Annotated in this window: 24 protein-coding genes; 10 read left to right on the top strand and 14 right to left on the bottom strand. The window is 73.4% G+C overall.

What is annotated here, in order from left to right; all coding sequences use genetic code 11:
• Positions 1–41: 41 nt before the first annotated feature.
• Both ABTY61_RS08735 and ABTY61_RS08730 read right to left on the bottom strand, forming a co-directional pair.
• The gene (locus ABTY61_RS08735; protein WP_350504213.1) at positions 42–497 is read right to left on the bottom strand and encodes a YjbQ family protein; all 456 of its coding nucleotides are present in this window, start codon (positions 495–497) and stop codon (positions 42–44) included.
• A gap of 207 nt (positions 498–704) precedes the next feature.
• A complete protein-coding gene (locus ABTY61_RS08730; protein WP_350504212.1) occupies positions 705–974 on the bottom strand; it encodes a hypothetical protein in 270 nt (89 codons plus the stop codon).
• 804 nt (positions 975–1,778) lie between these two features.
• Here ABTY61_RS08730 and ABTY61_RS08725 point away from each other — a divergent pair.
• Positions 1,779–4,004, top strand: a complete 2,226-nt coding sequence (locus ABTY61_RS08725) for a bifunctional glycosyltransferase/CDP-glycerol:glycerophosphate glycerophosphotransferase (RefSeq protein WP_350504211.1) — start codon at positions 1,779–1,781, stop codon at positions 4,002–4,004.
• A gap of 99 nt (positions 4,005–4,103) precedes the next feature.
• Here ABTY61_RS08725 and ABTY61_RS08720 read toward each other — a convergent pair whose 3' ends face one another.
• On the bottom strand, positions 4,104–4,316 hold the full coding sequence (locus ABTY61_RS08720) for an EF-hand domain-containing protein (protein WP_350504210.1): 213 nt from the start codon (positions 4,314–4,316) through the stop codon (positions 4,104–4,106).
• Between the two features lie 177 nt (positions 4,317–4,493).
• Here ABTY61_RS08720 and ABTY61_RS08715 point away from each other — a divergent pair, with 177 nt between their 5' ends.
• Complete coding sequence (locus tag ABTY61_RS08715) at positions 4,494–5,162, top strand: lysophospholipid acyltransferase family protein (RefSeq protein ID WP_350504209.1); 669 nt, start codon at positions 4,494–4,496, stop codon at positions 5,160–5,162.
• Between the two features lie 64 nt (positions 5,163–5,226).
• Here the strand turns inward: ABTY61_RS08715 and ABTY61_RS08710 are convergent, their stop codons facing one another.
• Positions 5,227–7,059: an ABC transporter ATP-binding protein gene (locus tag ABTY61_RS08710; RefSeq protein ID WP_350504208.1), complete on the bottom strand. Its 1,833-nt coding sequence runs from the start codon at positions 7,057–7,059 to the stop codon at positions 5,227–5,229.
• Positions 7,060–7,329: 270 nt separating this feature from the next.
• Positions 7,330–8,103, bottom strand: a complete 774-nt coding sequence (locus ABTY61_RS08705; RefSeq protein WP_350504207.1) for an SDR family NAD(P)-dependent oxidoreductase — start codon at positions 8,101–8,103, stop codon at positions 7,330–7,332.
• 154 nt (positions 8,104–8,257) lie between these two features.
• Here ABTY61_RS08705 and ABTY61_RS08700 point away from each other — a divergent pair, with 154 nt between their 5' ends.
• The 4 genes from ABTY61_RS08700 to ABTY61_RS08685 are packed head-to-tail and all read left to right on the top strand — an operon-like array spanning position 8,258 to position 11,221.
• Positions 8,258–8,464, top strand: coding sequence for a hypothetical protein (locus ABTY61_RS08700; protein ID WP_350504206.1), 207 nt, complete (start codon positions 8,258–8,260; stop codon positions 8,462–8,464).
• Between the two features lie 56 nt (positions 8,465–8,520).
• Positions 8,521–9,240: a hypothetical protein gene (locus tag ABTY61_RS08695; RefSeq protein WP_350504205.1), complete on the top strand. Its 720-nt coding sequence runs from the start codon at positions 8,521–8,523 to the stop codon at positions 9,238–9,240.
• Positions 9,237–10,172, top strand: a complete 936-nt coding sequence (locus tag ABTY61_RS08690; protein WP_350504204.1) for a DUF6895 family protein — start codon at positions 9,237–9,239, stop codon at positions 10,170–10,172. Before ABTY61_RS08695 ends, ABTY61_RS08690 begins: the two co-directional genes overlap by 4 nt.
• Positions 10,173–10,192: 20 nt before the next feature.
• Complete coding sequence (locus ABTY61_RS08685; RefSeq protein WP_350504203.1) at positions 10,193–11,221, top strand: serine hydrolase domain-containing protein; 1,029 nt, start codon at positions 10,193–10,195, stop codon at positions 11,219–11,221.
• On the opposite strand, the gene ABTY61_RS08680 is transcribed toward ABTY61_RS08685, so the two are convergent.
• Positions 11,218–11,898, bottom strand: coding sequence for a LysE family translocator (locus ABTY61_RS08680; RefSeq protein WP_350504202.1), 681 nt, complete (start codon positions 11,896–11,898; stop codon positions 11,218–11,220). The genes ABTY61_RS08685 and ABTY61_RS08680 overlap by 4 nt on opposite strands.
• 128 nt (positions 11,899–12,026) lie before the next feature.
• Here ABTY61_RS08680 and ABTY61_RS08675 point away from each other — a divergent pair, with 128 nt between their 5' ends.
• Positions 12,027–13,367 carry an aminotransferase-like domain-containing protein gene (locus ABTY61_RS08675; protein WP_350504201.1) on the top strand — a complete coding sequence of 447 codons (1,341 nt, stop codon included), beginning with the start codon at positions 12,027–12,029 and terminating at the stop codon, positions 13,365–13,367.
• 125 nt (positions 13,368–13,492) lie between these two features.
• Here the strand turns inward: ABTY61_RS08675 and ABTY61_RS08670 are convergent, their stop codons facing one another.
• Genes ABTY61_RS08670 through ABTY61_RS08660 form a run of 3 tightly spaced genes read right to left on the bottom strand, consistent with a single transcriptional unit; the run spans position 13,493 to position 16,949 of the window.
• The gene (locus ABTY61_RS08670; RefSeq protein WP_350504200.1) at positions 13,493–14,398 is read right to left on the bottom strand and encodes an SDR family oxidoreductase; all 906 of its coding nucleotides are present in this window, start codon (positions 14,396–14,398) and stop codon (positions 13,493–13,495) included.
• The gene (locus ABTY61_RS08665; protein WP_350504199.1) at positions 14,395–15,366 is read right to left on the bottom strand and encodes an alpha/beta fold hydrolase; all 972 of its coding nucleotides are present in this window, start codon (positions 15,364–15,366) and stop codon (positions 14,395–14,397) included. Before ABTY61_RS08665 ends, ABTY61_RS08670 begins: the two co-directional genes overlap by 4 nt.
• Positions 15,363–16,949 carry a flavin-containing monooxygenase gene (locus ABTY61_RS08660; RefSeq protein ID WP_350504198.1) on the bottom strand — a complete coding sequence of 529 codons (1,587 nt, stop codon included), beginning with the start codon at positions 16,947–16,949 and terminating at the stop codon, positions 15,363–15,365. The genes ABTY61_RS08665 and ABTY61_RS08660 overlap by 4 nt, the downstream gene beginning before the upstream one ends.
• 236 nt (positions 16,950–17,185) lie before the next feature.
• Here ABTY61_RS08660 and ABTY61_RS08655 point away from each other — a divergent pair, with 236 nt between their 5' ends.
• Both ABTY61_RS08655 and ABTY61_RS08650 read left to right on the top strand, forming a co-directional pair.
• Positions 17,186–17,962 carry a MerR family transcriptional regulator gene (locus ABTY61_RS08655; protein ID WP_350504197.1) on the top strand — a complete coding sequence of 259 codons (777 nt, stop codon included), beginning with the start codon at positions 17,186–17,188 and terminating at the stop codon, positions 17,960–17,962.
• A gap of 57 nt (positions 17,963–18,019) precedes the next feature.
• The gene (locus tag ABTY61_RS08650; RefSeq protein ID WP_350504196.1) at positions 18,020–18,982 is read left to right on the top strand and encodes an ABC transporter substrate-binding protein; all 963 of its coding nucleotides are present in this window, start codon (positions 18,020–18,022) and stop codon (positions 18,980–18,982) included.
• A gap of 243 nt (positions 18,983–19,225) precedes the next feature.
• Here ABTY61_RS08650 and ABTY61_RS08645 read toward each other — a convergent pair whose 3' ends face one another.
• The 5 genes from ABTY61_RS08645 to ABTY61_RS08625 all read right to left on the bottom strand — a co-directional run bounded on the left by ABTY61_RS08645 (position 19,226) and on the right by ABTY61_RS08625 (position 25,765).
• Complete coding sequence (locus ABTY61_RS08645; protein WP_350504263.1) at positions 19,226–20,824, bottom strand: M4 family metallopeptidase; 1,599 nt, start codon at positions 20,822–20,824, stop codon at positions 19,226–19,228.
• A gap of 553 nt (positions 20,825–21,377) precedes the next feature.
• Entirely contained in the window at positions 21,378–21,656 is a 279-nt protein-coding gene (locus tag ABTY61_RS08640) for a glutaredoxin domain-containing protein (protein ID WP_350504195.1), read from the bottom strand.
• 68 nt (positions 21,657–21,724) lie between these two features.
• Entirely contained in the window at positions 21,725–23,755 is a 2,031-nt protein-coding gene (locus tag ABTY61_RS08635) for a serine/threonine-protein kinase (protein WP_350504194.1), read from the bottom strand.
• Positions 23,756–23,883: 128 nt separating this feature from the next.
• Positions 23,884–24,879 (bottom strand): alpha/beta fold hydrolase, encoded by a 996-nt coding sequence (locus ABTY61_RS08630; protein ID WP_350504193.1) that lies wholly within the window; start codon positions 24,877–24,879, stop codon positions 23,884–23,886.
• Between the two features lie 124 nt (positions 24,880–25,003).
• Positions 25,004–25,765: a dienelactone hydrolase family protein gene (locus tag ABTY61_RS08625; protein WP_350504192.1), complete on the bottom strand. Its 762-nt coding sequence runs from the start codon at positions 25,763–25,765 to the stop codon at positions 25,004–25,006.
• Positions 25,766–25,858: 93 nt separating this feature from the next.
• Here ABTY61_RS08625 and ABTY61_RS08620 point away from each other — a divergent pair, with 93 nt between their 5' ends.
• Positions 25,859–26,185 (top strand): DUF6191 domain-containing protein, encoded by a 327-nt coding sequence (locus ABTY61_RS08620; protein ID WP_350504191.1) that lies wholly within the window; start codon positions 25,859–25,861, stop codon positions 26,183–26,185.
• The last annotated feature ends 36 nt before the right edge of the window (positions 26,186–26,221 follow it).

Here is a 26,221-nt window from a genome sequence, read left to right as displayed (position 1 = left end):
CCAGGACGGCCGACGCCGGCCCGACGCCGGCGGGCCGCGGCTCAGCCGAGGAAGGACAGCCGGACGGTGCGGCGCGGGTTGTCCCCGTTGGTGTCGATCAGCACTACCGACTGCCAGACGCCCAGGGCCAGTTGACCGCCGAGCACCGGCAGGGTGGCGTGCGGGGCGACCAGGCCGGGCACCACGTGGTCCCGTCCGTGGCCGGGGCTGCCGTGCCGGTGGCGCCAGCGGTCGTCGGCCGGGAGCAGTTCGCGCAGCGTGGCGAGGAAGTCGTCGTCGCTGCCCGATCCGGTCTCCAGGACGGCGATCCCCGCGGTGGCGTGCGGGACGAAGACGTTGAGCAGCCCGTCCCGCCCGGCGGCCCGTTCGTCGAGGAAGGCCGCGCAGCGGTCGGTGATGTCCAGTGCGACCTCGCGGCTGCCGGTGGTGATCTCCAGGGTGGTGGTCTGGAACGGCCCGGTCGACCCGGCTGACGTGGAGTGGTTGTGGTCCGCCATGGCGCCATCCTGACCCAGGCCGGCGGGTCGGGCGTACTGCCTCGCCGACTGCCCGCGCCGGGGCGGCGGCCTCGCGTAGGGTGAAAGGTTCAGACCAAAACAGCGGTTCCGGGTGCCGGATACGCCGACGACCCGACGGACCGGTGGTCCGTCGGGTCGTTCGGGAACCGAACCGGGGCCGAGGCCCGCGGTCCTGGTCCCAGGGTCTTAGCCGCGCCCGCCGAAGAGGCTCCGGCGCAGCCGGCGCAGCGGCGCCAGCAGCGAGACCCGGGTGTGGCGACGACGGGCCGCCGCCGGGGCGTCGGCGCCGCGCGGCGTCAGTTCCCTTATCAACCCGAGCGCCTCGGCGGTGTCCACCGCCGGGAGCGCGGGCGCGCCGAGCACGGCCAGGTGTCGCTCGATCCGGCGGCCGGTCGCGCCGACACCGCACTGGATCGCCGGCACACGGGGCCGAGTCCGCACTTGCATGTGTTCCATCAGTTTCCCACCCCTACGAGGCGCCAGGGCCGTGAGGCGAAGACTATCCGTGTGGGACGGCCTCCGCGCAACCGTCCTCGGTGTTGTGCCACCGTACCGTGCGCCGTCAACTGACGATGCACCAGGGGCAGCTCGGGCGGTCACGACTACGCATCGATGATGGTGCACGACCCGCCATCCGTCACCAGGGCCAGGAGGCGCGGACCCGGCGCCCGTTCGCGCCGAGTGCGCCGGGCGCAGGGGGCGTCCGGCGGGTGTTCCCGCGGTGTTCCCGCGGTGTCGACCGATCGCCCCCATATAGGGGACAGTCGCAAGGTCGACAAAACGATCACTGGCGGGCGGCCGAACCGCGGACAGCCGGGTTCATGAAGTGAACACATACGAGGGATTGACTCCCGCCAATCCTCCAAGCAATATCTGAGGCAACACGAAGGTGCCCGCACCGCACCCACTCGTGCGTTCGAGTCGTGAATGGCTCGGACTTGAAGGAACTCCGGCTCCTGCGGGCCACTGCCCGGCCACCTCGACGCTGCGGTGGCCAGGCCCGCTCGGTGCCCGGACCGGCGGTCGGCCGTAGAGGGTCGGCCCGGCCGCCACCCGACTGCCGGTGCCGCCCCGCTCGGGGCCCGGCACCGGCGGTTCCGGGCCCCACCCGGCCCCACCACACGGCCCGGCCCCACCACACCGCCCGGCCCGTTCCCGCCGCACCGCCCGGACCGCTGCGACCGCCCGTCGTTCCGGCCCGCTGCGACCGGCCGGACGTCCCCGCAGGTCGCACCGTGTGGATCGGTAGACTCGGCCAGCGTGTCCCTCCTCCTCAGCATCGTGCTCCCGGTCCACGGCGTGGAGCGGTACCTGCCGCGCTGCCTCGACTCGATCCTCGGCGAGACCCCCGCCGCCGAGACCCGCTTCGAGGTGATCGCGGTCGACGACCTCTCCCCCGACGGCTCCGGCGCGATCCTGGACGCCTACGCCGCCCGCGACCCCCGGCTGCACGTGATGCACCTCACCGAGAACCAGGGCCTCGGCGGCGCCCGGGCCGCCGCCCTGCCGCAGGTGCGCGGCGAGTACGTCTGGTTCGTGGACAGCGACGACTGGCTGCCCGAGCGCACCGTCGGCGTGATCCTGGACGAGCTCGCGCAGGAGCGCCGCCGCGAGCTGCCCGCCGACGTGCTGCTCACCGACTTCACCCACGTCTACCCCGACGGCGGGAGCGAGCCCAACCCCTGGCGGCACGTACTCGTCGGCTCCCCGCTGGCCGAGGGCTGCACGGTGGCCGAGCACCCGGCGCTGTTCCAGACCGTGATGTCGGTCTGGAACAAGGTGTTCCGCCGCGCCTACCTGGAGGGCCTCGGCGTCGCCTTCGGCCGCGGCTACTACGAGGACATCTCGGTCACCTACCCCGCGCTGCTCGCCGCCCGGCGGCTGCGCTACCTCGACCGCCCCTGCTACAACTACCGGCGCGGCCGGGACGGCGCGATCACCGCCACCGCCTCCCCCAAGCACGCCGACGTGTTCGCCCAGTACGACGCGATCTTCGCCTTCCTGGACCGGTGCGAGCGCCCGGACGGCCCCGGCCGGCCCGTCCCGCCGTCGCTGCGCACCCTGGTCTTCGACCGGACCGTCCGCCAAGCGCTGAACGTCTACGACACCCCCGGGCTGGTCCCCGTCGACCGGCGCAGGGACTACTTCCACCGGGTCGCCCTGCACTTCGAGCGCCACCGCCCGGCCGACTACCGCTTCCCCGGCGGGGTGCGCGGCGTGCAGTACCGGCTGGCCGCGCGCGGCGCCCGGATCGCCTACGCCGAGCTGCGCCGCACCGGCCGGCTGCCGCGCGAACTCAAGCGCGGGGCACGGGCGGTGGCCCCCGCGGTGAAGAAGGGCGTGCGCAGCGGCGCCCGGTTCACGGCGTACAACGCGTTCCGCCGCCTGCCGCTGGACGAGCAGTTGGCGGTCTACGCCGCGTACTGGCACCGGGGTTACGCGTGCAGCCCGGCGGCGATCTACGAGAAGGCGAGGGAACTCGCCCCGCAGATCCGGGGCGTGTGGGTGGTGGAGAACCGCCGGCAGGCCGACGCCATGCCGCCCGGTGTCCCGTACGTGATCGTCAACACCCCGGCCTACCTGAAGGCGATGGCGACCGCGAAGTACTTCGTGAACAACGTCAACTTCCCGCGCACGATGGCGAAGCGGCCGGGCACGGTGCACGTCCAGACCCAGCACGGCACTCCGCTCAAGGCGATGGGCATGGACCTGCGGGGCCGCCCCGAGGCCGCCGAGGGGATGGACTTCGACCGGCTCCAGGAGGCCGTCGACCGCTGGGACTTCCTGGTCTCCTCCAACCCGCACACCAGCGAGCACTTCGCCCGGGCCTTCCCCGGCCGCTACGAGATGCTGGACACCGGCTACCCGCGCAACGACCGGCTGGCCAACACCACCCCGGTGGAAGTCCGGGCCATGCGCGAGCGGTTGGGGCTGCGGCCCGGCACCACGTCGGTGCTGTACGCGCCGACCCACCGCGGCGGCAAGGGCGGCTACGTGCCGCTGCTGGACGTGGCGGAGCTGGCCCGGCGGCTGGGCCCGCGGTTCACGCTGCTGGTGCGCACCCACTACTTCCACACCGACGGCCCGGGCGACCTGACGGCCGGTGAGGACGCGGCACAGATCGTGGACGTGTCGGCGCACCCGGTGGTCGAGGACCTCTACCTGGCGGCGGACGCGCTGGTGACGGACTACTCGTCGATGATGTTCGACTACGCGGTGCTGGACCGGCCGGTGGTCGTCTTCGCCCCGGACTGGGAGGAGTACCAGCGCGAACGCGGCGTGTACTTCGACCTGTTCGCGGAGCCGCCGGGCGCGGTCACGGTCGACGCGGCCGGACTGGCGCGGGCGCTGCGCGCGGGCGATCCGGAGCCGGAGGCGCGGAAGCGGTTCCGGGAGAAGTTCTGCGTCTGGGACGACGGCGGGGCGGCGGAGCGGGTGGTGCGCCGGGTGTTCCCGGTGGCACCGGAGGACCGTACGGACACATAGCCCCGCCACGGGCCGCAGCAGGCCTGCCCGAGCGCCCCTGGAGGGCCTCCGGACGGGGCCGGTGCCGCCGGTACGGCGACCGGCCCCGTCCGCCCGGGCTCAGCGCTGGCGGGCGGCCAGGAACTCCTCGAAGTCCAGGTAGCCCTGGTGGCGGGTGTCCATCGCGTGGATCAGCGCCTCGGCCATCGAGATGGTGACGCTGTGGTCGCCCATCTCGTTGGCGGCCAGCGCGTACTCGGCCGGGGTGATCTTGCCGTCGCCGTTCTTGTCGAAACGGTCGAACATCTCCTTGATGGCCTCGACGCTCTCCATCGTTCCTCCTGGGTACTGCAATGCGGTGCTCGGTTCGGACGGCCGTACCCTACCCGGCCGTGGTGTTCGCCACGGTCGGCGGGAGTGGACGGGCGCCCGGGTGGGTGTCGTAGTCTGCGGGTCTGATTTGCTGACCCGGACGCCTCCGGGGCGGTCGTTCGTCCAGGGAGGGAACCCGTGCTCGACCTCGCCACCAGGCTGGTGCTGAAACCCGTTTCACGGGGGATCTGGCGTCCGGCCATCGAGGGCATCGAGAACGTGCCGCGCAAGGGCGGGGTGATCCTGGCCAGCAACCACCTGTCGTTCATCGACAGCGTGGTGATCCCGCTCACCGCCCCGCGCCGGGTCCACTTCCTGGCCAAGGCCGAGTACTTCACCGGCACCGGGCTCAAGGGCCGGCTCTCCAAGGGCTTCTTCGAGTCGATCGGCGCCGTTCCGGTCGAGCGCGGCACCTACCGTTCCGCTCAGGCCTCGCTGGAGTCGGCACTGGAGATCCTGGAGGACGGCAAGGCCTTCGGCATCTACCCCGAGGGCACCCGGTCGCTGGACGGCCGGCTCTACCGGGGCAAGACGGGCGTCGCCTGGCTCGCGCTGACCGCGGGCGTCCCGGTGGTCCCGGTGGCCCTGGAGGGCCCGGAGCAGATCCTGCCGGTGGGCAAGCGCCTCCCGCGGATCAAGAAGGTCACCGTCCGCTTCGGCGAGCCGCTGCACTTCGACGAGCTGCACGGGCAGGCCCGTTCGCTGAAGGCCCGTCGGCAGGTGACCGACGAGGTGATGGCGGCGATCCAGCGGCTCTCCGGCCAGGAGGTCGCGGAGACCTACAACGAGGTCCCGAAGGCGGCCTGAGCGGCCCGTCCGCTCGGCGGGTGCCGCGGGTGCCTCGGGTGCCGCGGGTGCCGCGGGTGCCGCGCTACGCGTGACCGAGGGCGGCGTCCGACAGCGCCGCCGCCTCCGGCGTCTCCCGGCGCAGCAGCGCGGCGTAGCGTCCGTCCAGTTCCACCAGCTCCTCGTGGGTGCCGAGTTCGACCACCCGGCCGCGGTCGAGCACCGCGATCTGGTCGGCGGCGCGGACGGTGGAGAGCCGGTGCGCGATGGTGATGGTGGTCCGGCCGGCGGCCAGGGTGTCCACGGCCTGCTGGACGGCGCGTTCGGTGCGGTTGTCGAGCGCGCTGGTGGCCTCGTCCAGGATCAGCACCGGCGGGTTGCGCAGGATGGTGCGGGCGAGTGCGAGGCGCTGCTTCTCGCCGCCGGAGAAGCGGTAGCCGCGTTCGCCGACCAGGGTGTCGTAGCCGTCCGGCAGCGCCGAGATGGTGTCGTGGATCTGCGCGGCCCGGGCGGCCTCGACCAGTTCGGCGTCGTCGGCGCCCGGCTTGGCGAAGCGCAGGTTGTCGGCGACCGAGGCGTGGAAGAGGTAGGTCTCCTGGGAGACCACGCCGACCGCGCGGGCCAGGGTGTCGAAGGACAGCTCGCGCACGTCCACGCCGTCCAGGGTGACCCGGCCGCCGGTGACGTCGTACAGCCGCGGCACCAGGTAGCTGAGGGTGGTCTTGCCGGAGCCGGTCTCGCCGACGACGGCCAGCGACGTCCCGGCCGGGACCTTGAGTTCGACGCCGTCCAGGGTCGGTCGCTCCTGCTCGGGGTCGTACCGGAAGTCGACCGCCTCGAAGCGGACCTCGCCGCGGATGTCGGCCAGGGTGACGGGGTTCGGCGGTTCGGCGATCTCCACCGGCAGGTCGAGGTACTCGAAGATGCGCTGGAACAGCGCGAGCGAGGTCTGCACGTCCACGCCGGTGGAGAGCAGGCTGACGGTCGGGCGGAACAGGCCCTGCTGGAGGGTGACGAAGGCGACCAGCGTGCCGACCGAGACGATCGGCGCCCCGGCGGCGGAGGTCAGTCCGGCCGCCCAGTAGATCAGCGCGGGCATCGCGGCCATCACGATCATGATGGTGTTCATCCGCCAGCGCCCGGCCATGCTGGCCCGCACCTCGAGGTCGGCGAGCTGGTCGGACTGCTCGGTGAACTCCCGGGCCAGCGAGTCGGAACGGCCCATGGTGCGGCCGAGCAGGATGCCGCTGACCGACAGCGACTCCTGGACCGCCGAGCTCATCGCGGCCAGCTGCTTCTGCCGCTCGGTGGTGATCTTCTTGCGCTCCTGGCCGACCCGGCGGCTGATCCAGACGAACAGCGGGAGCAGGACCAGCGAGATCACGGTCAGCCGCCAGTCGAGGGCGACCATGGCGACGATCGAGGCGACCACGGCGGTGAGGTTGGAGACCAGGCTGGTCGCGGTGGAGGTCACCGTGGACTGCATGCCGCCGATGTCGTTGGCGATCCGGGACTGCACCTCGCCGGTGCGGGTGCGGGTGAAGAAGGCCAGCGACTGCCGCTGCAGGTGGCCGTAGACGGAGGTGCGCAGGTCGTGCATGACGCGCTGGCCGACGGTGGTGGAGATCAGCGTCTGCAGCACGTTGAAGACGCTGTTGACGACGGCGGTGAGGATCATGCCGAGCACGAGCAGGCTGAGCAGCCCGGTGCGGCCCTGCGGGATGGCGGTGTCCAGCACGGCCTTGAGCAGGAACGGCGAGACGACGGACACCACGGCGGAGGCGGCGACCAGCAGCCCGACCGTGGCCAGTCGGCCCCGGTACGGGCGGAACAGCGCGAGGATGCGGCGCCACTGGGCCGGTGGGCGGGGATCGCCCTCGGCGCGTTCGGGCGGGGTCCAGTTGATGGCGGGCCTCAAGTACGGGCCTCCCTGGGTCGGGCGCGCCGGGGTACGGGCGCGGACGGGGGTGTGGCGGCCGGGCGGACGCCAGCATAGCGAGAGTAGCTCATAGTTAGGCAAGCTAATAGTGAGGGTGGCTCTATTCCCCCGCGTCCACTCCCTCGCGCTGGAGCCGGCTCCGCCCGACCGCCCGACGCCCGACCATGATCCGACCGGCCGCGATCCGACCGGCCGCCCGACGCCCGGCCGCGATCCGACCGGCCGCGATCCGACCGGCCGCCGTCCGTCTCAGTTCGTGCGGTAGGTGCGCGCCGCCTTGGAGGACAGGCCGCCGAGCTTGCCGGACGGCAGCACCCGGGCGACCGCCACGGCCAGCTTGTAGCGCTTGCCCGGCACGGACACCGAGCGACCGCGGGCGAGGTCGCGCATCGCCTCGTTCACCACCCGCTCGGCCGAGAGCCAGGACCAGGAGGGGATGTTGCCGGTCCCCATGCCCGCCCGCTGGTGGAACTCGGTCCGGGTGAAGCCCGGGCACAGCGCCATCATCCGCACGCCCGTGCCGCCGAGGTCGCGCAGCACGCCCTGGGTGAAGCTCACCACCCACGCCTTGCTCGCCCCGTACGTACCGCGCGGCAGAAAGGCCGCCACCGAGGCGACGTTCACGATCGCGCCCCGGCCGCGCTCGCGCATCCCCGGCAGGGCGGCCGTGGTCAGCCGCAGGACCGCCTCGATGTGCACCTTCAGCATGTCCAGCTCGTCCTGGAGCGGGACGGTCCCGAAAGCGCCCTTGTTGCCGAAGCCGGCGTTGTTGACCAGGAGGTCCACCGGGCGGCCGGTGTCGGCGAGCCGGGCCTCGACCGCGGCGATGCCCTCCTCGGTGGCGAGGTCGGCGGTCAGCACCTCGGCCTCCGTGCCGTACTCGCGCTGCAGATCGGCGCTCGCGCGCTCCAGGCGTTCGGTGTCGCGGGCCACCAGGACGAGCCGGTAGCCGCCGCGGGCGAGCCGGCGGGCGAACGCGGCTCCGATGCCGGCGGTCGCGCCGGTGATCAAGGCTGTGGTCATGCCCAGACCGTACCGACTCACCGCAGCCGCGCCCACACCCAGGGCAACGTCCCAGCTCAGCGGGCTGCGGATGCAGGCACCGGTTCGTGCTCGTAGTGTCGGACGGGGGCATCGCCCGACCGGGCGATGAAATCCAGGCGAGGAGGCATATCTGATGCTTACTCAGTTCCGGACCGAAACCGCTTCGGCGTCACGCAGCGCGACGCTCGCCGAGGCCGAGACACTCGCGAGCCTGATGGTGGAGGACGAGGCCGTCGTGTCCGACGCGCCCACGTACCTGCCCGAAGCCGCTGGTGCCGCCCTGCTGCTGGGCCTCCTGCTGCTCTCCCCGAAGGGCCCCAAGGAGAAGCCGACCCGGTAGCCGGGCTCGCGGGCTCTGCGCCCGCACTCAGCCTCTCGAAGGAGGACCACCACACCATGCCGTTCGCCGAGACCCCACTCCGTGACGAGTACGCCGCGGCGGTCGAGCGAGTGGCGGGCCGTACCCTCGACGCCCTCCGGGACGGCGGGGGCACGGCCGTGCTCGCGGAGCCCCACACCGCCGCGCCCCGTCCGCTGCTGGCCGCCGTACGAGTGCTGGGCGCGGACGTCTTCGCCCCGCAGCTGCTCTCCGGGGCCGAGCCCGACGCCGCCGCCGCCGCGCTGCTGACCGAGGCGCGCCGGACGCTCCCGGCACCGGTGCCCGCGTCCGAGGACGCGGCACTCGTGATCGGCTGGCAGGACTGGGCGGCCGACCGGCTGCTCGCCCGCACGTCGTACGGCGACGGCGCGCGAGCCGGCTCCCCGCCGCCGCTGCCCCCGTTCGACCGGGAACGGCTCGGCTGGCGGACCTGGTCGGCGCGGATGGCGCAACTGTCCGTCCTCGCCCTGCCCGGGTTGGACAGCCCCGTGCACGACGCCGCCCGCGCGGGCACGCTCGACCTCGCCCGCGGCACCGTCCGCGCCATGCTTCGGCGCGACGCCACCACCTCCGTCCGACTCGCCCGCTGGCTCGCCTGGGCGCACGCCGACGGCCGGCCGCTGCGACTGGAGATCGAACCCGTCCTGGACCGGATCGGCCAGGTCGATGACGGCACCGACCGCTCCGGGCTCGAACTCGCCATAGCCCGAGCCCTGGCGAACGGGGCTCCGCGATGACCGACACCCGGATGCTCGCCACCGCCCAACAACTCGGCTCCCGGTCCCTGGCGTGGCTGCACGCCGGTTACCGGAACGGCTACGGCAGGTTGGAGGACAACACGGTCATCGACCTCGCCGAACCGAACGACGTCTACAAGCCGCTCTGCGAAGTCGCCCTGGCCTCCTCGCTCGTGATGCGCGACGGCATCACCGGCCCGCGCGACACCGAGCTCGCGCGAGAGCTCCTCGAAGCCGCCTGGGCCCAACTACGGGACGGCGACCTGCTGTACGAGCGGCAACTGCGGCACGTCACGGTCATCGACCCGCTGGAGACGTACGGCCACTTCGCCCGGGTCGGCTTCCGCCACGCCGCGCTGGAGGACCTGCTCGACTCACTCGGCCGCCTGCGCTCCGTGCACGCCGTCGAGATCCCGGGCAACCGCCGACTCGCCCTGGCCAACGCCCGGCGGATCGCAGGACTGGAGCACCGGCCGGACTGGAACACGCTCATCGGGGCCACCTGGCTCGGTGCCCTTCCCGAGCCCTGGACCATCGCCTGGCTGATCGCCTACCACGTCACCCACACCGTCTTCCACGTCACCGACTGGGGCGCCCGGCCCGAGTGCCTGCCCGAACCGATGCGCGACTACCTGCGGGACTGGCTGCCGGTCTGGCTCGACATCTGGCTGGAGATCGAGCAGTGGGACCTCGCGGGTGAACTGTTGATCGTCGACTCGTGCATCGGCGAGCCCGTCACAGGCCGGGTCGGCTGGGAGGCCCTGGCCGCCGTCCAGCAGCCGGACGGCCTGATCCCGTGCGAGGGGTCGGCGCCCGACTACGACGACCCGGAGGACGCCTTCCGCGATCACGGACACACCGCCGTGGTCGGGGTGGTGGCCGCCACCGTCGCGCTCTCGCGCGCGCTCGGCGGCACTCCGGTGAGCGGGTGACCGGATGAGCCGGTGACCGGATGAGCGAGCTGGCAGCCGCGGTCGCGGCGACGCCACGGGCGGCCGGGCCGTACGCCACCGCCGTCACGGTGGCCGTCGCACACGGGGACCGGGAGGAGGTTCACTGCCACGGCCGCCTCGGGCTCGCACCCACCTCACCGCCGTGCACGCCGGACACCGTCTTCGAACTCGGCTCGGTGTCCAAGACCTTCACCGCGCTGCTGCTGGCCGACATGGCCGTACGCGGTGAACTCGCCCTGGACGACCCGGTCGAGAACCGGCTGCCGCCCGACTGGCACCCGGCACACGTCCGTTCCACCGAACCGATCCGCCTGCTGCACCTGGCCACCCATACCTCCGGCCTGCCCCGCCTACCGCCGGGGCTGCTCGCCAGCGCCGCACCGGCCTGGTCCAGCAACCCCTACGCCGCCTACGGTGACGAGCAGTTGAGGGACGGACTGGCCCGCACCACCGTGCGCGCGAGGCCGGGCAGCAGGTTCGGGTACTCCAACTACGGGGTCGCGCTCCTCGGCCGAGCCCTGGCCGAGACCGCCGCGATGCCGTACGAGCGCCTGCTCGCCGAACGGATCTGCCGACCGTTGGGACTGCGCTCCACGGGCTGCGCACCGGACGCACCGGGGCGGGCGACCGGATACCGGCGCGGGCGGGAAGTGCCGCCCTGGCTCATTCCCGGGCTCCCGGGGGCCGGCGCCGTGCGGGCCGGCGGGGCCGACCTGATCCGCTATCTGCGATTCCACCTCAACGGGGAGGAAGGTGAGTTGGGGGCAGCGGTACGGGACGTCCAGCGCCTGAGGCTGCGGCTGCCGCGTTCGACCGACCGGATCGGCCTGGTCTGGATGCACCGCCGCTCGGGCGGGCGGGACCTCTACTTCCACTCCGGCGGCACCCGGGGGTTCACCGCCTTCGTCGGCTTCTCCCCGGACGGATCGGCCGCCGTCGCCGCGCTGGCCAACACCGGGCCGGCGCTGAACGGCCGGTTCGTGCAGGCGGGGTACGAGGTGCTGCGGGCCGCCAGCCGCGCCGGCTAGACGGCGACCGCCTTGGCCCGGTCCGCGGCGATGTGCACCGCGAGACCGGCGAGGACGGTGCCCATCACGTAGCGCTGGACGCGCAGCCAGGCCGGACGGCGGTTGAGGAAGCTCGCGATGCCGCCCGCGGTCACCGCGATCAGGCCGTTCACGGTGACCGCGATCACGATCTGGACCAGGCCCAGCACCAGGCTCTGCAGGGCGACGTGGCCGCGCTCGGGTGCCACGAACTGGGGCAGCAGCGAGATGTACATGATGGCGATCTTGGGGTTGAGCAGGCAGGTCAGGAAGCCCATCGCGAACAGGCGGCGCGGCGGGTCCGGCGGCAGCTGCTGCGGGGCGAAGACCGCCGTGCCGCCGGGCTTGACCGCCTTCCAGGCCAGCCAGAGCAGGTACCCGGCGCCGGCCAGCTTGATCGCGGTGTAGAGCACCGGGACCACCGAGAACACGGCGGCCACCCCGGCCGTCACCGCGACCAGGTAGACCAGGAAGCCGGTCGCGACGCCTGTCAGCGAGAGCAGTCCGGCCCGGCGGCCCTGCGATATCGAGCGCGACACCAGGTAGATCATGTTCGGTCCCGGCGACAGCACCATGCCCAGCGCCACCGCGGCGATGCCGAGCACGGCGTGGCCGTCCACGGCGGATGTCAACGTGTCCCACGCATCCAGCTCGTCCATGCGAGGAGGCTAGGGCGCGCAGCCCGCTCGATGCAATGATGGCTTTGCGCTCAGTGCAATTCCCGCTCGGGGCGCGAAAGGATTCGCGAAGGGGATCGCGAAGGGGTTCGCGAAGGGATCGGAGACCGATGGACGACTACCGGCTGATCGCGGACGGGATCGCCGCCGACATCATGGCCGGGCGCCTGCGACCCGGCGGGCAGCTGCCCACCCAGCGCGCCTTCGCCCGCGGCCGGGGCATCGCCAACTCGACGGCGACCCGGGTCTACCGCGAACTGGCCCGGCGCGGGCTGACCGTCGGCGAGGTCGGGCGGGGCACCTTCGTCCGGGCCGGGCGCGGCACCTCGGCCGACGACGGACGGATCGCGCTCGCCGAGCCGGCCGACGCGCCGATCGACCTGCAGCTCAACTACCCCACCGCGCCCGGGCAGGCCGAACTGCTGGCCGCCGGGCTGGCACCGCTGCTGCGGGCGGACGCGCTCGGCGAGGCGCTGCGGCCGGTCGGGGCGGCCGGGACGGATCCGGCGCGGCGGGCCTTCGCGCAGCTGCTGTCGACGGACGCCGACGGCTGGGACGTCGACCCGCGGGAGCTGCTGTTCGCGGGCAACGGGCGGCAGGCCGTCGCGGGGGCGCTCGCCGCGCTGGTGCCGCCCGGGCAGCGGCTGGGGGTGGAGGCACTGACCTACCCGGTGGTCAAGGCCGTGGCCGGGCAACTGGGCATCCACCTGGTGCCGCTCGCGGTCGACGAGCACGGGCCGCTGCCCGAGGCCCTGGCGGCGGCCCACCGAGCGGCGCCGCTGAGCGCGGTGTACCTCCAGCCCCGGCTGCACAACCCGCTCGGCACGACCCTGCCGCCCGAGCGGGCGGCGACGCTGGCCGCGGAGCTGCGCCGGCTGGACCTGGCGGTGGTCGAGGACGCGATCTGGTCCTTCCTGCGGCCCGGGTCGGCGCCGCTCGCGGCGCTCGTCCCCGAGCGGACGGTGCTGGTCGACAGCCTCTCCAAGCGGCTCGCCCCCGGACTGACCACCGGGTTCGCGGTCGTCCCGGACGGGCTGCGCGAACGGGTCGGGGGTGCGCTGCGGGCCGGCGGGTGGACGCCGAACGGCTTCGCGCTGGAGGCGGCGGTGCGCTGGATCGGGGACGGGACGCCGGCCGCGGTGGCGGCGGCGAAGCGGGCGGACGCGACGGCCCGGCAGGCGCTGGCCCGGGAGGTGCTCGCCGGGCAGCGGCTGCGGGCGGACCCATGCTCGTACTACCTGTGGTGGGAACTGCCGGGGGCCTGGCGGGCGGAGACCTTCGTCGCCGCGGCGGCCCGGGCGGGGATCTCGGTCACGCCCGCGGCGGCCTTCGCGGTGGATCCGCGGAGCACGCCGCCCGCGGTGCGGGTGGGGCTGGCCTCGCCGCCGCTGCCGGTGCTCGGGTGGGCGCTGCGGGTGCTGGCGGGGATCGCGGGGGCGGGTGACAACTGACAGATGACAGATAACGGATAACAGATTTCGAAAGCTGTTATCTGTTATCTGTCAGTTGTCACCTGTCAGCCGCCGGTCGCCGGCTGTCGGGGTGTCAACCGTCCTCCGTCAACCCCCGCTTCCCGTCAGTCCCCCGCCCCCGTCCGCTCCCCGCGCGCAGCCGTGTCGGCGGCGCCACCGGCCCCGACGGCGCGCAGCCGGGAGGCGGCGGTGGCCGCGAGCTGCGGGGCGAGCTTGGCGACGTCACGCGAGCCGACCACCGCGATCAGGCTCGGCAGCAGCCAGCGCACCGGCTGCATCCCACGCAGCCAGGCCTGGGCGTACACATGGGCGGAGCGCCGGGCAATTCCGGCGACGATCCGGTCCACGGCGGGCTCCAGCGGGTACGTCTTGTTGGCCGGCCACGGCAGCCGGCTGCGCATCTGCTTCAGCACGGCGTCCTCGTCGGCTCCGCGCACCATGTCGGTGTCGGTCCAACTCAGGTACCCCACACCGACCTTGACCCCCTGGTAGGCGACCTCGGCGCGGATCGAGTGGGCGAAGGCCTCCACCCCGGACTTGCTGGCGCAGTAGGCGCTCATCAGCGGGGCCGGGGTCAGCGCCGCGAGCGAGGCGATCTGCAGCAGGTAGCCGCGGCTCTCGGTGAGGGCCGGCAGGAAGGCCCGCGCGGTGGCGACGCTGCCCAGCAGGTTGACCTCGATCACCCGGCTGAACGCCCGGTGGTCGCTGTCGGCCAGCGGTCCGCCGATCGCGATCCCGGCGTTGGCCACCACGGTGTCGATCCGCCCGTAGTGCGCCTTGATCCGTTCGGCGGTGTCGCCGAGCGCCCCCAGGTCGGTGACGTCGACCTCCCAGGCGGTGGCGGCGGCGCCGCACTGCGCCGCCACGGCCTTCAACTCCTCGGGCTCCAGGCCCAGTAGCGCGACCCTGGCCCCGCGCCGGGCCAGCCTGCGGGCCAGCGAGGCACCGACTCCGCGGGCGGCCCCGGTGACCACCACGACCTGCGCGGACAGCGGCGGGATGGCGTTCATGCGACGGTGGTCCTCTCGACGGCGGGTGCGGGAGCGGGAGCAGCCACGGCGGGCGTGCTCGCCAGGTGGGCGACGGCCATCCGGTGGATCTCGGCGGCGACCTCCGCCGGACGTTCCAGCGGCGCCATGTGCCCGACCCCCGGAAGGAGCAACAGCCCCTGCGGGTCGGCGAGTTCGGCGACCATCCGGTGGGCGTGCACCGGCGGGGTCAGCCGGTCCTCGGTGCCCACCACCACGGCGGTGGGGGCGGTGATCCGGCCGAGTCCGGCGCGAACGTCCAGCCGTTCGAGCACCCCGGCCCAGTGGAAGCGGACCGCGGTCGGGCAGGCGTGCACGATCCGGGCCGTCGCCTCGACCTGCCCGGCGGGCGAACTCGGGCCCATGGTCGCGTACTTGAGCGCGGCCCGGCTCACTCCCGAGACCGGCCCGAGCGGCATCCGGGAGCGCAGCAGCTGCCGGTGCAGGAAGCGCCGCAGCCCCGGGGCCCGGACACCGGGCGGCAGGACGGTGAGCTCGGCGACCAGGTCGGCGGGGCCGGTGGAGATCAGCACGTTCGCGGCGGTGCGCTCGGCGATCTCGGGGCGGCCGCCGGCGGCCATGATGGTCATCCCGCCCATGCTGTGTCCGGCCAGCACCGCCCGCTCCCCGTCCGGGACAACCCGCTTGAGCACGGCGGCCAGGTCCTCGGCGAGCGCCCGGGTCGAGTAGCGGGCCTTGCTGGGCGGGATCTCGCTCCGGCCGTGGCCGCGCTGGTCATAGGCCACCACCCGGTAGCGGTCCGCGAGTTCGTGGATCACCGGGGCCCAGAACGCGGTCGAGCAGGTCCAGCCGTGGGAGAGCACCACGGTGGGCGCACCGGGCTGACCGTGCACCTCGACGTGCAGCCGGATGCCGTCCGCCGAGCGGATGCTCAACTCCTCGACGGGCGTGGGCGGGAGGTACTCGGCGGGCAGCTGGACGGCACTCATGCGGTGGCCTCCTGGGCGGCGGTGGAAGCGACGGGACGGGCGGCGGCCGGGACGGTGCGCCTGATCAGCTCGTACTCGCCGAGGTCGACCTTTCGGGTCGCCCGGCGGAAGGAGGTCGTGGAGCCGGGCCAGAGCACGGTGTTCCTGCCGTTCGGGTCGAGGTACCAGCTGCGGCAGCCGCCGGTGGTCCAGACGGTTCGGTCCATCCGGTGCTGGAGTTCCAGGTTCCACTGCCGCTGGGCCCGGGCGGTGGGCTGCATGGCGGCGGCGCCGACCGTGTCGAGCGTCGTCAACGCGTCTATCATGTAGTTCAGTTGGGACTCGATCATGAGGATCATCGAGCTGTTGCCGAGACCGGTGTTGGGGCCGATCACGAAGAAGAGGTTCGGGAAGCCGCGCACGGTCGAGCCGCGCAGCGCCTCCATGCCGTCCTTCCATTCCTCGGCCAGGCTCGTCCCGTCCGCCCCGAACACCCGGGCGCCGATGGGCATGTCGGTGACGTGGAAGCCGGTGCCGAAGACGATGGCGTCGACCTCGTGCTCGCTGCCGTCGGCGGCCACCAGGGTGGAGCCGCGCAGTTCGCGCAGGCCGGCGGAGACGACCTCGGTGTTGGCCGCGGCGAGCGCCGGGTAGTAGGTGTTGCTGAGCAGGATGCGCTTGCAGCCGATCCGGTAGTCCGGGGTGAGCCTGGCGCGCAGCGCCGGGTCGGCGACGCCCTGGGCGATGTGGCGTTCGGCGAGCTGCTGGACGATGCGCAGCAGCCCGGGGCGGCGGACGAAGGCGTCGACCTGGATCTCGCGGAGCGCGAACAGGGTGCCGCGGCGGAGCTTGGCGGTGGCCGGCAGGCGGCCGTGCAGCCACTTCTCCAGTCGGGTGATCTCGCGGTCGCGGCGCGGCAGGACCCAGGCGGGGGTGCGCTGGAAGACGGTCAGCCGGCCGACCTTCGGCTGGATCGCCGGGATGATCTGGGCGGCGGAGGCGCCGGTGCCGACCATCGCCACACGCTTGCCGGTGAGGTCGAAGGCGTGGTCCCAGCGGGAGGAGTGGAACACCTTGCCGGGGAAGGTGCTCAGGCCGGGCAGGTCGGGGATCTGCGGGTCGGCGAGCGGTCCGGCGGCGGAGACGACGGCGTCGGCGGTCCACTGGCCGGACGGGGTGGTGATCCGCCAGCGGGTCTGATCGGCCTCCCAACGCGCCTCCAGCACCTCGGCGTTGAAGCGCAGGTGCGGGCGGAGGCCGAAGACGGTGGCGACCTTCTCCAGGTAGGCGCGGATGTCGGGCTGGCCGGAGAAGCTGCGCGGCCAGTCGGGGTTGGGCGCGAAGGAGAAGGAGTAGAGGTGCGAGGGCACGTCGCAGGCGCAGCCGGGGTAGCTGTTGTCGCGCCAGGTGCCGCCGACCGAGTCCGCGCGCTCCAGGACGACGAAGTCGGTGATGCCGGCGCGGCGCAGCCGGACGGCCGCGCCGAGACCGCCGAAGCCCGAGCCGATCACCGCGACCCGCACATGCGGTACGGCCTCCGCCGTGGCGCCGGGGTCGGGTGCCGAGGTCGCGCCGGGGCGGGGGCGCTTGCTGTTGGATGCCATGCGGCCTCCTCCTGAGGGTGGGGCGGTGGTCTTCGCGCTCTTCCGGGGGCGGCGCCCTCGGAAACCCGGGGACCGCGCCCCGGAACCCTGCCGATCGCGCCAGTAATCACTGGCACGGTTGGCAGGGTAGCCCTTGCTGACACCGGATGGAAGAAGCACGACAGCCCGGATCCACCGGAAGTTCCCCGACTTCCCGCAGGCTCCGCCGCCGACGTCACGGACCTATGCTGATCGCCGTGGACAAGGTCAGAGCTGTCGCGGACGACAGAAAACGCGAGTACCGGGTGGAGGAACTGGCCGAGGCGGCCGGAATCACCACCCGCACCCTGCGCTTCTACCGCGAGCGCAAACTGCTCCAGCCGCCCCGCAAGGAGGGCCGGATCGCCTGGTACGGCGAGGAGCACCTGGCCCGGCTGCGGATGATCGGCGAACTCCTCGACCGCGGCCACACCCTGGGCGGGATCGCCGAACTGATCGGCGCCGGGGAGAGCGGCCGGGACGTCGCCGAACTGATCGGGCTCGAGGCCGCGATCGTCGCCCCGTGGTCGGACGAGACCCCGGTGCGCCTGGAGTGGCAGGAGTTGAAGTCCGCCTTCGGGGACCAGCTCACCGAGGAGAACACCGCCGAGTCGATCGCCCAGGGCTACATCACGGTCGAGGAGGACGGGATCACCCACGTCAGCCGCCGGCTGATGGACGCCACCACCGAGCTGGTCGCCGAGGGCGTGCCGCTCTCCGCCGTGCTGGACGCCAGCCGGCGCACCCGGGAGCACGTCGACGCCATCGCCGAGATCTTCATCGAGGTGGTCAGCGACCACCTGCTCAGCGCGCTCTCCGGCGACACCCCGCTGGCGTCCGGCGAGGCGGCCCGGCTCACCGAACGCATCCTGCGGGTGCGGCCGCTCGCCCGCACCGTCGCCGACGCCCAGTTCACCCTCGCGATGGACCGCCGGGTGCGCGCCGAGTACGCCGAACTGCTGCGCCAGCGGCGGGAGTACGGCTCCGAGGCGTAGCGGGACCGCCGGGCGGGCAGGGATCCCCGCGCCCGCCAGTCCGTCGAGGAGCCGCCGATGCCCCGCACCCTCAGCCGCCGTGCCGCACTCGGCCTCGCCGCCGGACTCGCCCCGGGTCTGGCGCTCTGCGCCTGCGGCTCCGACTCCCCCGCGCCGAGCGGTGGTCCGACCGGCGGCGGCACCCGGACGGTCCGGCACGCGCGTGGCGCGAGCACCGTACCGGCCCGGGCGAGCCGGGTTGTGGCACTGGACACCGACGCCCTGGACTCGGTGGTCACCCTCGGACTGAGTCCGGTCGGTGCCACCACCGTCAGCCAGGGCGCGCCCTTCCCGGCATACCTGCCGGCCGAACGGCTGGCCGGGACGAAGGCGGTCGGCATGATCGGCCAGCCCAACCTGGAGGCGATCGCGGCGCTGCGGCCGGACCTCATCCTGAGCAACCAGGTCCGCGACGACAAACGCTACGACCAGTTGTCCGAGATCGCGCCGACCGTACTGTCCAAGACCACCGGGCCGACCTGGCAGGAGAACGTCCGGCTGCACGCCGAGGCGACGGGCCGCCGGAGCGAGGCCGAGGCGGCGGACGCGGCGTACCGGACCAAGCTGCGGGACCTCGTCGCCGCGCTGGGCGGTCCCGCCAAGGCGGCGGCCACCCGGGTCGAGATGGCCCGCTTCCTGGCCGGCGCGCCCACCCGGCTCTACCTGGACGACACCTTCGTCGGCTCGCTGTTCAAGGACCTCGGGCTCGGCCGCCCGGCCAACCAGGACAAGCCCGGGTTCTCGCTGGAGATCAGCCCCGAGCAGGTGGACCAGGCGGCGGCCGACGTCATCTTCTACTCGGTGTACGGGGACCGGGCGAAGTCCGACCACACCCGGATCACCGAGGGGGCGCTGTGGAAGAACCTGGACGCCGTCCGCAACGGCCGGGTGTTCCAGGTGGACGACAACCTGTGGATGCTGGGCATCGGCTACACCGGGGCCGGGCTGATCCTGGACCAGATCCGCAAGGACCTGGCGTGAGGGACGGCGGACGGCGGCCTTCGCCGATCCGGCCGGGCACGTGTGGGAGGTCGCCCAGCACCTCGCCCGACCCCCGCCCATCCGCGTGAGCGCGCACGAAGTCGGGGGCGACGGTGGTCCGCACACCGTCACCCCCGCCGTCCGGCCCGGTCGTTCGGCACCCACAGTCCGACCGGGCCCTGCTCGGGCCGCACCCCCGGGTCGGGCCCGCCCAACTCGGGCCCGACCCGGTTCAGGCCCGAGTCAGTTGACGTTGACCGCGGTCCAGGTGGCCGCGACCGCGTTGTACTCGGCGCTGTTCGCGCCGTACAGGTCCGACGCCGCGCTGAGGGTGGCCGCGCGGGCGCCCGCGTAGTCGGTCGTCGAGGTGAAGTACACGGTCAGCGCGCGGTACCAGATCTGCGCGGCCTTGTCCCGGCCGATGCCGGCGAGCGAGGAGCCGTCGGCCGTCGGGCTGTTGTAGCTGAACCCGTTGATCGTCTTCGCGCCGCTGCCCTCGGCGAGCAGGTAGAAGAAGTGGTTCGCCACGCCGGAGGAGTAGTGCACGTCCAGGTTGCCGACGTTGGGGTCCCAGTAGTCGGCCGAGGAGCCGTCCTTGGAGGGCTGGTCCAGGTAGCGCAGCGGGCTGCCGTCGCCGCGCAGGTTGATCAGCTCGCCGATCTGGTAGTTCGGCGGGTTGGAGGGCAGGTTGGCGTACCACTCCACCATGGTGCCCATGATGTCCGAGGTGGCCTCGTTGAGGCCGCCGGACTCGCCCGAGTAGTTGAGCGCGGCCGTCGCCGCGGTGACGCCGTGGGTCATCTCGTGGCCGGCCACGTCGATCTCGGTGAGCGGGGCGCTGTTGTTGGCACCGTCGCCGTACGACATGCAGAAGCAGTCGTCGCTCCAGAACGCGTTGACGTAGTTGGAGCCGTAGTGCACCCGGCTGAGGGCGCCGACGCCGTCGTTGCGGATGCCGTTGCGGTTGAAGGTGTTCTTGTAGAAGTCCCAGGTGGTGGCAGCGCCGAACTGGGCGTCCACGGCGGCGGATTCGCGGCTGTTGTTGGTGCCGTCGCCGAAGCTGTTGCTGGGGTTGGCGAACAGCGAGCCGCTGCCCGACTCGCTGTTGTTCATGTCCGTGGTGGACTGGCCGCCGCGGCCGGTGTCCTTGAGCTCGAACTGCGAGCCGTTCTGGTTGGTGTCGAGGGAGACCTGGCCGACGAAGATGCCGTTGCCGGTGCCCGCGGCGGTCTCGATCTTCTCGTGGGTGGAGAGGACCTTGCCGTCGGCCGCGTCGGTGACCAGGATCTGGGCGCTCGGGGTGCCGTCGGCGCGCACGCCCTCGACGGTGGTCCGGTAGGCCAGGCGCGGGTTGCCGTCGGTGGCCCACACGACCAGCTCGGCCTTGCCGACCTGGTGGACGTCGGCGATCGGGGACTCGTCCGAGTCGATGGTCTGCCCGATGGTGGCCTTGACCGTGCCGGAGGCCTGGGCGGCGGCCTTGTCCGCGGGGATCTGCGGGGTCAGACTCGGCAGCGCGATCCGGGCGGCGACGGCCTTGTCGACCGACTTGACGGCGCCGTCGGCCTTCTGGTGGACGACCAGGTCGCCACCGATCACCGGCAGGCCGGCGTAGGTGCGCTCGAAGCGCAGGTGCTTGGTGCCGTCCTGGTCGACGACCGCGTCCTTGGCCACCAGCTTCTCCTGGCCGCCGAGGCCGAGCGCCTGGGCGAGCGGGGCGGACTGGCCGTTGGCCACCGCGAGCACGGCCGCGTGCTGCGAGGCGGCCTGCGCCCGCAGCGAGGGGGCCGCGGGGGCGGCCTGGGCGGCGGTGGTGGCCACCTGGACGACACCGGTCAACATGGCCGTGGCCGAGAGTACGGCGACAGCAGCGAGCTTACGCTTCAACGTGCGAGTCCTTCCGGGAAACCGCGTGTGGGCGCGGTCGCACCACGTCCCGGGGGCCGGGGTCGGCACCTGTGGGGCGGAACGGGCGCTGACGTGCAGGAACCCCGTGCGGTCGAGCGGCTTGCCACCGAGGGGTGGGGGTGGGGGGCTACCGCTGGGGGTGACAAGAAGCATGACAATCCAGCAGGTGAATTGACAGGTCTGCCTCAGCTATTGGCCAGGTCCCGCCAGTTGGTAAAGGAATTCAAAGGTCGGTCAAATCGGGGCAATCCACAGCGCCTTGCAGGGAGTTCCGATTCGAACCAGGGCCAATCGCCTGCGCCGACGGCGCGTTGGTCACCGATCACCGGATCGAGTGTCAAGACCGATCATCAGCCGATCGACTTTTACATCTCTGTAGAAGTTTCCATACACACCCTTGACGCCCGGATGGCGAGGTCCCGCCACCGGTCACCCTTGCCCACGCGGGCGCCGGCCTGCTAGCGACCGCCACCCGGTGAGCGTCCGCCTACGCGCCGTATCCTCTTGCGGCGCGCAGCAGTTGGCGCAGCGAGGGGTTCACCATCGGACGGCCGGCCACGGTGGCCGTCGGGACGGTCTCGTTGCCGTCCGCGACCGAGCGCACGAAGGCGGCCGCGTCCGGGTCCTTCCAGATGTCGACCCGGGTGAAGCGGCGGCTGTACCGAAGGCGGGTGAAGAGCAACCCGAGGCGCAGCCTCATGCAATAGGTGCACAGGGGACGCCAGTAGAGCACCACCCGGGCGCTCTCGGCCACCGTGTCCGTCACCGCCTCCGTTCCTGCGCCCGTTCCTGCGCCCGGCCCTGCGGCCATCCCTGCGTCCGCCCCGGCGCCCGTCACTGCAGCCGCCATTCCTGTGCCGTGTTCCCGGGCGTGCACGTCACCATGGTGAGCTCGTTGCCGGGGCCGTTGTCCGTCATGCACGACTGGTTCTGGTAGTCGGCCAGCGTGTACGAGCCGGCGGTGCTGCCGTTGCGGACCGTCCACCTGGTCAGGAAGCTGTACCCGTTGCTCAGCACCACCTTGCCGTCCATGGTCTGGACCAGCTGCGGGCCGCCGTTGTTGCAGGCGTTGAACAGGATCCAGCTGCCCGGGTCGGTGGAGCGCACCCAGCCGTACTGCGAGGCGCCGCCGAGGACGATCGGGTTGTCGCCGTTCAGGTTGTCGTTGCGCATCCCGATCGGGCGGCCGTCCTTGACGCTGACGATGCTGCTCCAGTTGTTGCCGCCGCAGGACGCGGGACGGCCGGAGGTCGGCGGAGCGGGCGGATTGGCGCCCGCCGACGAACCGCCCGAGCTCCCCGGGCCTCCCGAACCGCCCGAGCCGGCCGAAGCGCCTGAACCGCCGCCCTGTGAGGCCGGGTTGCCGGGCTTGGCCGGCGGCTGGTCGCCCGCCGTCCCCCCGCCGCCGGGCTGACCGCCTGCGGCCGCGCCGCCACCGGGGTTCGAGCCGCCGCGCCCCTGGGTACCACCGTTGCCGCCCTGGACCGGGACCGGTACGGGCAGTTGGGTGCCGGCTGGCAGTTGTCCGGCGGTGGCCTGCTGGCTCGCGGCCGGGTCGGCCGACGGGGTGTCGGTCGGCGCCGGGGTGCCGGGTGCGGAGGTGGTCGCGGCCGGGGTGGTGGCGGTCGGAACCGCCGGAACCGTCACCACCACGGTCGGCTGGGCGGCGGGCGGCACGGCCGCATCGGACTTGCCGGGGCTGCGGTCGACCAGCAGCACGGTCGCCGTGCCCATCGAGATGACGATCGGGACCACGACCGGCAGCAGCAGGGTGCGGCGCGAGCGGCGTCGGCCCGGCTCGGTCTCCGCCCTCGGGTCCACCTTCACGACCTGCTCCGGCCCGGCCGGGACCACGGCGGCACCGGGAACGGCACCGGGAACGGCACCGGGAGCGGCGCCGATAGCAGCACCGGGAGCAGCGCCCCCTGCGGGAACCACCGCGGCACCCGCCGCCGCGGCCCCGGCCGCCGGGGCCGCGCCGCCGTCCGCCCGCAGGTCGATCGTCCCGCTGTCCGCCGCCCTCCGCGCGGCCCCGGGCAGGCCGACCGCCACCCGGGCCGCCGCCGCCATCCCGGCCGCGCTCTCGAAGCGGTCCTCGGGCTGCTTGGCCAGCGCGGTGGCGATCAGCGCCCGGACCGCCGCCGGGAAGGTCTCCGGCAGTTCCGGCACCGGCTGGTTGACGTGCTTGAGCGCGACCTGCAGCGGCCCCTCGCCCTGGTACGGCACCTGCCCGACCAGCAGTTCGTAGCCGACCACCCCGATCGAGTACAGGTCGGAGGCCGGGCCGGTGCTCTCCCCCGAGGCCTGCTCGGGGGACATGTAGGCCGCGGTGCCGATGACCGCGTACGGCGCGGTGAGCTTGGTACTGGCGACGGCCCGGGCGATGCCGAAGTCGGTGATCACCACACCGCCGTCCTCGCGCACCATCAGGTTGGAGGGTTTGAGGTCGCGGTGCACGATGCCCCGCCGGTGGGCGGCGTGCAGCGCGTCCAGGGCGTCGGCGAGCAGGCGCAGGGCGCGCTCGGCGCTCATCGGACCGTCGTCCCGGAGCACCCGGTCCAGCGGCCGGCCCTCGATCAGGTCCATCACGATGTACGCGCAGCGGGCGTCGCCGTCCCCGCTGCTCTCCCCGTAGTCGTGCACGCCCACGATCCCGGGGTGGTCGATCGCGGCGACCAACTGGGCCTCCCGGCGGAACCGCTGGAGGCCGGTGCCGTCCTCGAACAGGTCCGCGCGGAGGATCTTCACGGCGACCGGCCGCGCCAGCACCCCGTCATCGGCCCGCCAGACCGACCCCATCCCCCCGCCGCCGACCTTCTCGACCAGCGTGTACCGCCCGCCGAGCACGGTGCCAGCGCTACTCATCTCCCCTGCCCCCAAGGTGTCATGACCCTCCCCGCCGGGTCGTCGGCACACAGTGTGCCAGAGCGTGCCGCGGGCCCGACCGCCGCGCTACGGCCGGGATCGACGGCCGGGGACCGGCCTCCGGGGGGTCAGGGCCTGCGCGCGGTCCGGACCCGTCCGGACACCTCCCGGACGGCCGCCGCGACCACCTCCGGCCGGTCCGCGTGCACGGCGTGCCCGGCACCGGGCACCAGCAGGTGGACACCTTGGTCGGTACCGGCCGTGATCCCCGCCTGCACGGCGGTGAAGCGGGCGCGCAGCCCGCGGGGCAGCCCCGTGGTCGCGCTCAGCACGGTGACCGGTACCCGCAGCGGCGGCCCGGCGGCCCGGCGACGGCGCAGCTGCCCGGTGGCCCGGTTCGTCAGCCGGTTCTCGGCCAGCACGGCCCGCCGTTGGTGGGGGTGGGCGAGGACGGCCGCCTCGGCCCGGGCGAGCGCGTCGCCCGCGACCGGTGCGGCGGGCGCCGGCGCCGCCCGGAGCAGCCCGGCGCGGACCAGCCCGACGCGGAGCAGCCCGACGCGGAGCAGCCCGGCGCGGAGCAGCAGCGACTCGACCGCGCTGATCGCCCGCGGCCGGAAATCCTCGTGCGCCGGATCCACCAGGACCAGGCCGGCCACCAGCTCCGGCCGCTCCCGGGCCAGGAGTTGGGCCAGTTGGCCGCCCCAGCTGTGTCCGACCAGGACGGCCGGCCCGGCGTCCAGGTGCCGGAGCAGCGCGGTCAGGTCCGCGACCTGGCCGTCCAGGGTCAGGACCGGGGCCTGGTCGGGTTCGCTGGCGCCGAGTCCGGCCCGGTCGTACGCCACGACCCGGCCAGGGCGGGCCAGTTCGGGCAGCAGCGGGGCCCAGGTGAGCGCGGAGGTGCCCATGCCCGCGATCAGGACGACGACCGGCACACCCTCGCCCGGCCCCGGCTTCACACCCGGCCCCGGCCCTGCTTCCAGCCAGCGCAACGCCCTTCCGTCACGGTCGAGTTCGCCCGGCCGCACTCCACCGGGCACCCCCTCCGCCAGTGCCTCGGCGACGGCCTCCAGGACTCCGGTCGGCGCCGGAGCCCGGCCGGGTCGCGCACTCCGCCTGCTGGTCACTTCCACTCCCCTCGTCGGCCGTCCCGGCGGGGCCCACTCTACGACCGGCGGGCGCGCCGGCCGCCGGGGCGGCGAACCCTGCGGTCGGCGCACCGGCGAACCCGCGACCCGGCGAACCCGCGGGCTACGCAGGCAGGTTGCGCTTCAGCAGGTCGAACAGCGCCGACCAGTGCCGGGCGTCGCCGACCGCGTCGTAGCGGGTGGTGTCGGCCTGGGTGAAGCCGTGCCCGGCGCCCTCGTACAGCTCCGCCCGGTAGCGGACCCCGGCGGCGGTGAGGGCCTCGTCGAGCCGGGCGATCTGTTCGGGCGGCATCGACTCGTCCTGGTCGGCGTGGCCGAAGTAGAGCTCGGCGGTGATGCGTCGGGCTCCCAGGTGCGGGCTGTCCGGACGGTCGGTGGCGAGATGGGCGCCGTGGAAGGCCCCCACGGCGGCGATCCGGTCCGGGTGACCGGCGGCGGCGCTCAGGGCCAGGTAGGCGCCGAGGCAGTAGCCGGTCGTGCCGATCGGACCGTCCTGGACCAGCGGGGACCCGGCGAACCAGGTAAGGAAGGCGTCCGCGTCCCGGGCGGCGATCTGCGGGTCCCTGGCGGGTCCCAGCAGCGGACCGAGCTGGGCGAAGATCTCGCCGCACTGCTCGATGTCGATCAGCTCGGGCAGTTCCACCAGCGGGGCACGGCCGCTTCGGTAGTACAGGTTGGGGACGAGGACGGTGTACCCGGCCTCGGCGATCCGGTCGGCCATGGACTTCAGGTGGGGCCGGAGCCCGAAGGCGTCCTGGTAGAGCAGCACGCCGGGGTGGGGCCGGTCGTCGTCGGGGTGGGCAAGGTAGGCGTCGGCGGTGCCGTCCGCCGTCGGAATGTCCACGAGGGTTCCGCGCACGGTCATGGGTGAGGGCTCTCCTTAGGGTCCGCGGGCAGCCTAACCGGCGCGGGACCGGAACCGGGAACGCCGATGTGGGGGTGAGGCGTTGGGCCGGTCATGGGGCTGATCGTGGGAGTGGCGTGCGTGGTCGCGGCGGCGGTCGGGCTGGTGGTGCTGGCGGGCTTGCAGGTCCGGGCCGAGGCCTCGCCGCGCCGACGCGAGCGCGAACCGGGGGTCGGGGTCGGCGGCGGTGGCGGCGTGCTGGACGAGATGCACGCGATGTTCAGCCCCGGCAAGCGGATCCAGGTCGAGCAGAAGCGGGAGCAGGCGTCACGCCGGGACGACACCCGGGCCGGGGCGCCGCCGCACTTCGGGGTGGACCTGGACCGGGGCGTGGCGGTGCTTCGACGGTCGGACGGCGACGGCGACGGCGCGGAGCGGTGAGCGGGCGGTAGGGCGGTAGGGCGGTAAGGGCCGGTA

The organism is Kitasatospora sp. NPDC096128 (genome assembly GCF_040303105.1).
Lineage (GTDB): Bacteria > Actinomycetota > Actinomycetes > Streptomycetales > Streptomycetaceae > Kitasatospora.
Note: the sequence above shows the minus strand (reverse complement) of the source record. Positions and strands in the feature narration are given on the sequence as shown.